Origin of the sequence: Methanosarcina sp. A14, assembly GCF_001729375.1 — an archaeon.
Lineage (GTDB): Archaea > Halobacteriota > Methanosarcinia > Methanosarcinales > Methanosarcinaceae > Methanosarcina > Methanosarcina barkeri.
The window spans coordinates 1-6,296 of the sequence record NZ_LZPK01000231.1; the positions used below are offsets into that span (position 1 = coordinate 1).

The 6,296-nt window shown below is 35.4% G+C and carries 4 protein-coding genes; all 4 read right to left on the reverse strand.

Going from position 1 to position 6,296, the window contains the following annotated elements; translation table 11 throughout:
• On the reverse strand, nt 1-918 hold a 918-nt coding region (locus tag A9239_RS11315), incomplete at its 3' end, for a hypothetical protein (RefSeq protein ID WP_141706438.1).
• Nucleotides 919-942: 24 nt separating this feature from the next.
• On the reverse strand, nt 943-3,057 hold the full coding sequence (locus tag A9239_RS11320; RefSeq protein ID WP_048116754.1) for an Hsp70 family protein: 2,115 nt from the start codon (nt 3,055-3,057) through the stop codon (nt 943-945).
• A 192-nt stretch (nt 3,058-3,249) separates the two neighbouring features.
• The gene (locus A9239_RS11325; protein ID WP_048116752.1) at nt 3,250-4,881 is read right to left on the reverse strand and encodes an Hsp70 family protein; all 1,632 of its coding nucleotides are present in this window, start codon (nt 4,879-4,881) and stop codon (nt 3,250-3,252) included.
• Nucleotides 4,874-5,638 (reverse strand): nucleotide exchange factor GrpE, encoded by a 765-nt coding sequence (gene grpE / locus A9239_RS11330; protein WP_048155771.1) that lies wholly within the window; start codon nt 5,636-5,638, stop codon nt 4,874-4,876. Before grpE ends, A9239_RS11325 begins: the two co-directional genes overlap by 8 nt.
• Between the last annotated feature and the right edge of the window lie 658 nt (nt 5,639-6,296).

Here is a 6,296-nt window from a genome sequence, read left to right on the forward strand (position 1 = left end):
TTTCCTTGCTTTCTCTTCTTTCTTACCTGGATTATATAAATCTGGATTGTATTCAATTTTCTCAATTTTACAGAAGGAAATGAAAATATTTTCCGCCAGTGTTCTATCCTTGAGCAGCTCAGTTAATTTCCCAATGTAAATATCACCTTGTTCATCAGACATTTTTTTATCTGTGATCTTTGCAATTTCTTTTGCGTTATCTAAAATACTTCTTCTTTTACACCATGCTAAGTAATCGTCATAAATTGTTTTACTGCTTTCGTCCTTGAAAGCCAGTTCACAAGCTTCGCAGACTTTTTTACCAGCACTACTGTAAGTATCATTTTTATAGAACTCGTTTTTCTTTTTTTCCTGTGCTAGTTGTTTGAGCTTATCGCATGGCAGTTTGTCCATATTCTGCAAGGTACCGGGATTTAAGAAAGCATAAAAATCATCTTTATTAAATGGATTAAGGTAAGTCTTCATGCCATCAAATGCTTCAACATTCTTAGGCTTATTTTTATAATACTTGTCATAAGTTATCTGGAAATCAACCTTCGGGATTATTTTTATTCCAAGAGCAGAAACTCTTTTTTTAACTACGTTCACGGATATCTTTTTCGTATTTGCATAATTTTCGACTACTTTTTCGTCAATTTTCCCAGCTGTACCAAGTATTTTTAGATCTTGATCTATTGGATCATATACGATACTACACGCAGAAGCAGCTTCCCTTTTACGCTCAACAGGATCGCTCATTATTCTTTTTATTTCGGGGAGCATTTCAAGATACATCTTGTATTCTGCGCCTTTTTTGAAATGGTTAGAATTACGAGACCAAAATTTAACCTTATCTTCAATTCTCTGGTCTATAATAGCTTGATCCTCCACGGCAGGGTCAAAATCTAACTCTAATAACAAATAGTAGTTCTCTTTCATGAAAGCACTACCCTTACTCTATAATTACATTACTTTCAAACCAGTAGCATAGTCGCTGATTGCTTGGGCAATCTTAGAGAATGAACCAGATAGTTCAGTCAAATTCGTTATAGAAGCAAATTCATCTATAGATGCGATTTGTTTTAGAAACTCATAGTCTGCATTTCCAAACCCCAATGCAATAATTTCTATGCCTGCTTCATGGCACTGCTTAGCTGCGCTTATTGCCCTTTTCTGATGGTACCACTCGCCATCAGTAAGCACAATAATATAGCATACTTCGCCCTCATTTTCAGAAAGGTTTCCTTTTAACAGGGTTAAAGCAGTTGTAAATGGTTCTGCAGAATTTCCACCACCTACTTTCACACCACTTAATTTTGATATTACATCATTAACATTATTAAAATCTGTATCAAGCGGCAATACACATTTGACCTTATTGGCAAATGCAAGAATACCAATTTTAGTATTACCTTCTTCTAATTTGGCTACAAAATCATGCATCGCTTGCTGTGCTTTTTTAATTGGCTTGCCATACATGCTTCCAGATAAATCAACTGCTAAAATGATCTCAACATTCGGAGCCTCTGCGTTACCAGCTTGATCTTTTGGTGACCTGTCAGTCCAATCCATATCTTCGGGTATCGGCTCAATTCTAATTGGCAATTTCTTATGGTTTTCTTGTTGAACCGCTGATACTTCAACAACACCATTAGAGGTGTATTGATATGTCACATCAATAAAAGAAGTAGATGAGGAAACTCTTTCGATTTCTGTTATTACATATTTATTGATAATCGTATTATCTAAGGGTCTTTCAAATTCGCCTTGCAAAATATATACTTCAAGTTCGTTATTTTTAGTTCTTGTCTTAAACTTAAATGATCTTGTATTCTCTGCTGGAACTTTACTATTTTTCTTAATAATGATGCTGTTAATGTATTTTTCTCCATCGGGACTAATAGATATCATTCCAAGAGAATGAGCTGTAACATCAAATACAGCTTTAGCGCCTTGTATGCACAGTTTATTTGTTTTTGGACGATGCATTAACCCGCCAATCAAAGGAACTATATTCGCTTTCTCATCAGTATTGGCTCTGATTGCTGCTCCAAGAGCTACAGCTTCGTCCACATTAACACCCGAAAGGGGATGTTTACCCGACATGCTCTCAACATACTTATGAACCATTCTCATTCTTGTGGAACCGCCAACAAGAATTACACCATCGATATTATTCCATGATAAATTGAGGGAAGTGATTAAACCTTCAGTCAATTCTTTAGTTGTTCCTAATAAAAACTGTGAAATAGATTCAAACAAGTCTTCTGTAATTTCAATATTAGCTCTAATACTTTGATAGGTAATGGGCACTCTTACAGTGTCTTTTGCTGTTAGCTGCCTCTTTACATTCTCAGCAGTTACCAATAAAGAGGCAACCATTTCTCTATCCTCGCTTAAGTCTATTCCATATCGTTCTTGGAATTCAGCTACCAGGTATCTTGCTATACAATCATCCCAATCTTTGCCACCAAGTTCATGGTTACCATCGCTACCGAGGATATCAATTTCATCTTTATTGATACGGGCAATGGTAACATCGAATGTTCCACCCCCAAGGTCATATATCAGTACAGTTTGCTCTGCATCTTTGCCATTCAACCCATATGCGATTGCCGCTGCAGTAGGCTCATTAATAATTGAAAGGACATCTAGCCCTGCTCTTTTGCCAGCTTCAATAGTGGCTTCACGCTCTTTATGAGTAAAATAAGCAGGAACAGTTATAACAGCAGCATCAATTTTCTCTCCGATTTGTGATTCGGCTTCTTTCTTAATCTTTTCAAGAAATGTGGCAGAGAAATCCGTTGCATTATATGTTTTCCCATTAATCTCTACAGAAAACATATCTTTACCCATGCTACGTTTAAAAAACGCAACGGTATTGATATCGCCCATCGCTTGCATATTTTTAGCGTCTTGGCCATACAAAATATTCCCATTAGGCTCGAAACACAAAACTGAAGGAGTGATAGCACTGCCAAAACAATTTTTTATAACCTCTGGTTTCCCAGTTTGCTCATCTATACATGCAACAGCACTAAAAGTTGTACCTAAGTCAATTCCGACTCTAATACCCACTTTTATTCCTCCAAATTAAATTAGCTTGCAAACCCAATGAGCTCATCTTAAACCGATTTTATAATTAAATATGGAAATTTAAAAACCGCTTTCATGATCATAAATTCGATTGATTTTTCAAATTTGAAATTGAAAAAAATGATTTTGAGTTTTAGGATAAGCCCAATAAGTATTGTAGCTGATAAAATGTAATTACATCAAGACCATTTGCTGTGATTTTTTTCTTAAATCCTCAACTTCTTCACTGGTCATGATATTTTTTGACTGCATAGTTGCATGAATTTCTTTGTTGCTTGTCAGATCTTTACCAGTAACTTCCAAAATGCCTTCACTATTAAGACTTAATATTATCTCAATTGGCGCACCAGAAGGAAGGTTATCCGGCAATTCTAAGGTTGCTGTACCAATCTCGTAATCTTTATCGATATCAAAATACTCATCCATAAAATCGCTTTCATAGACAACTATTTCAGCTGTTTCCTGGTTTGCAATGTATGTTCCAAATGTCTGGGAAACAGTTATGACACCATCAGGCATAGAATTGTTTTTGATAATCATATTGCAACATTTTGGTTCCTTATTTACAATTGCCTCTACAGCAAAACTTTTAGTTGTAGCCACAACAATCGAACGCTTTTTTCCACCTATGCTCATCATCGCTGGGTCAACAGATAATTGTTCAACACTATTAGATGGATCTAAAACGGAATCTGAAGTCACACTGCCTTTATTGTCTTCATCCCATTTGGACAAAGTTGGTTGGTCGTTGATGTAAACATTAACAGCATGAATTGCAGCCCCTTTAGCAACAGCTTCATCCGGTTCAAGGATTTTAGGCTTTATGCCGTATTTTTCCTCCAACACCCTGGTTACCTGTGGCATTCTCGTAGAACCGCCAACCAAAAGAATTTCATCTACTTTAAAACCACGTTTTTCTGCCACAGCAATAGCAGCATCAGTCTTATCAACGGTGGAATTTAACAGTGAAAAAGTAATCTCATCAAATTTTTCTCTTGAAAAATCGATTCTTGCTCTTTCTCCAGCTGCCTCAACTATAACAGGAGTTTTTTCTTTCGCAGAAAGTTGCTGTTTTGCTTTTTCAGCTTTCAAACGAAGATCCTGCTGTGCGTATTCATCAAAATCGCCATCATATGATTTTTGAGAAGCAAATTCATCTGCAAGGTAACGCATGGTTGCACTGTCCCAATCTTTTCCGCCTAAATCATGGTCCCCGTCAGAACATATAATCTCAATTTTTTCGGAGTTAATACTCATGATAGTAACATCAAAAGTTCCTCCCCCCAGATCATATACAAGAATAGTTTTTTCTTCAGGTTCTTTAGTGCACCCATAGTAAATTGCTGCAGCAACAGGTTCACTAATAATCTCCAGCACATTGAGACCAGCAATTATTCCTGCATTCTTTGTCGCTGTTCTTTCAGCAGTACCAAAATAAGCAGGACACGTAATTACTACATCCTTTACTTCTGCATCAATTTCCTTTGCTGCGTCTTCTGCAAGCTTCCTCAAGATGTAGGCCGATACTTCTTCAGGAGATTTATCTTCATCGTTGTAATTTATAGCAAAGTTACTTTTACCCATCAATGTTTTTACTAGTGATACAGTATTCTTAGGGTCAATAACGGCAGTCTCCTTTGCCACCTGTCCTACGACAACTTGATTGGGACTTGCAAAATTAACAACAGAAGGAGTAGTATTTGTTCCTTCTAAATTTTTAATAACATTTGCCCTTCCACTTTCGTCAACATACGCAATACATGAATATGTCGTACCAAGATCAATGCCATAGACATACTTAGCCATGTTGTACCATCTCCGTGTTAATTTCTGTTATTATTTCGGCTGGCTCTTCATAATAATAAACAGCAATTTTTTCTGCAGAAATAGTCCTTCCGTTATAGTCATAGCCACAGCTTAGAGACTCGGCAACCTTACCGTGTAATTCACTGTTTTCAGTAACAACCTTCTTAATTACTCGTTGTTTTACCGGCAAAAAAGAATCTCCAGGGCTGCTTTCGTATATCTCAACGCCATTTTTATCTAATATATCTTGAATGTCAAGAGCATATCCTGCAAAAGTTTCGTTAGGAATATCCCTTTCTCCTTCAGGCTTCTTGAGGTAAAAATCGGTTATTCTCAAAATACTATCTCTAACTTCAATAATGTCAAGAAGAACTTGTCTGAGAACCTGTGAGTAAATGTCATCCTTATACTTCTGAAGCTCTTTATGCATTTGATCAATAATTTTTCCCTTATGTTCCATATGCTGTGTTTTTTCGGAAAAGAGTTGATTAAGGGAGTCTACTTTAGCCGAAAGATCGGTAATATTTTGCAAAATATCATCATTACTGATGCTTACACTTTCAGCTTTTCCGAGTTCCTCTTCAGTACACTTTTCGACATTCGACCCATTGAGAGGTTCATCAAGTATCAATTTCTCTTCTTTGATTTCTTCGTTGCTTGTAACTGTATCGACAACTTCGTCTTTTATATTTTCAGGAAACGCATCATCTACCATTCTTTGATCAGTCGGAGGTTCTTCCTTGTCATTATTGCCCATCTCTTGATCTCCTTGTATCTCAGTGATTTCCAATGCAAAAGGACATCTGCAAATACAGACTATGTGCTCATAAATTGTCTAAAATAGTTGACAAAAGCTATTACACTACTAGAATAGCACCAAATGGTGCAACTCAAGTTGAAAAAAGAAGCGCTGTTGCTAAGAAAATAAATACTGCTGATAAATTAATATCATTTTAGTCGTATAAGTTTGTACATCTGTATAGCTGTCAACCATTTTAATAATCCTTCTAGTTTACTAAAAGCAATTAACTACTAAGCAATTCTAATTTTAAGTGTTAACAAAGTCATAATTTGATTTATAATTATTAAACTTGCCTATTTGTTTCAATAGTTCTTTTATTTAGATTAAATTTAGATAAATAATTATAAAAAACGTTTATTTTTAAAATCAACCTATTTAATTCGTTTTATAAAAGAAACTACTAAAAAATAGGAGTAATAACAAGAAAGGAATGTTAACTGTGTAAATAACAGAATTAAAGCAGTTATAACTTGTAATTACAGATTTTAACCCAAATTTGACAGACGCATATATTATATAATGTCTAAACGGGCTTCATGCTTATGTTTTCTTCACACTATTCAAAGTTTTATCCCACATCTTATGATTTTTTTACATTTTTCAGTTTACCAAA

Excerpts from the sequence above, each read along its gene's own strand:
- A9239_RS11325 (WP_048116752.1), bottom strand. The coding sequence starts at position 4,881 with ATGGCTAAGTATGTCTATGGCATTGATCTTGGTACGACATATTCATGT.
- grpE (WP_048155771.1), bottom strand. The coding sequence starts at position 5,638 with ATGGGCAATAATGACAAGGAAGAACCTCCGACTGATCAAAGAATGGTA.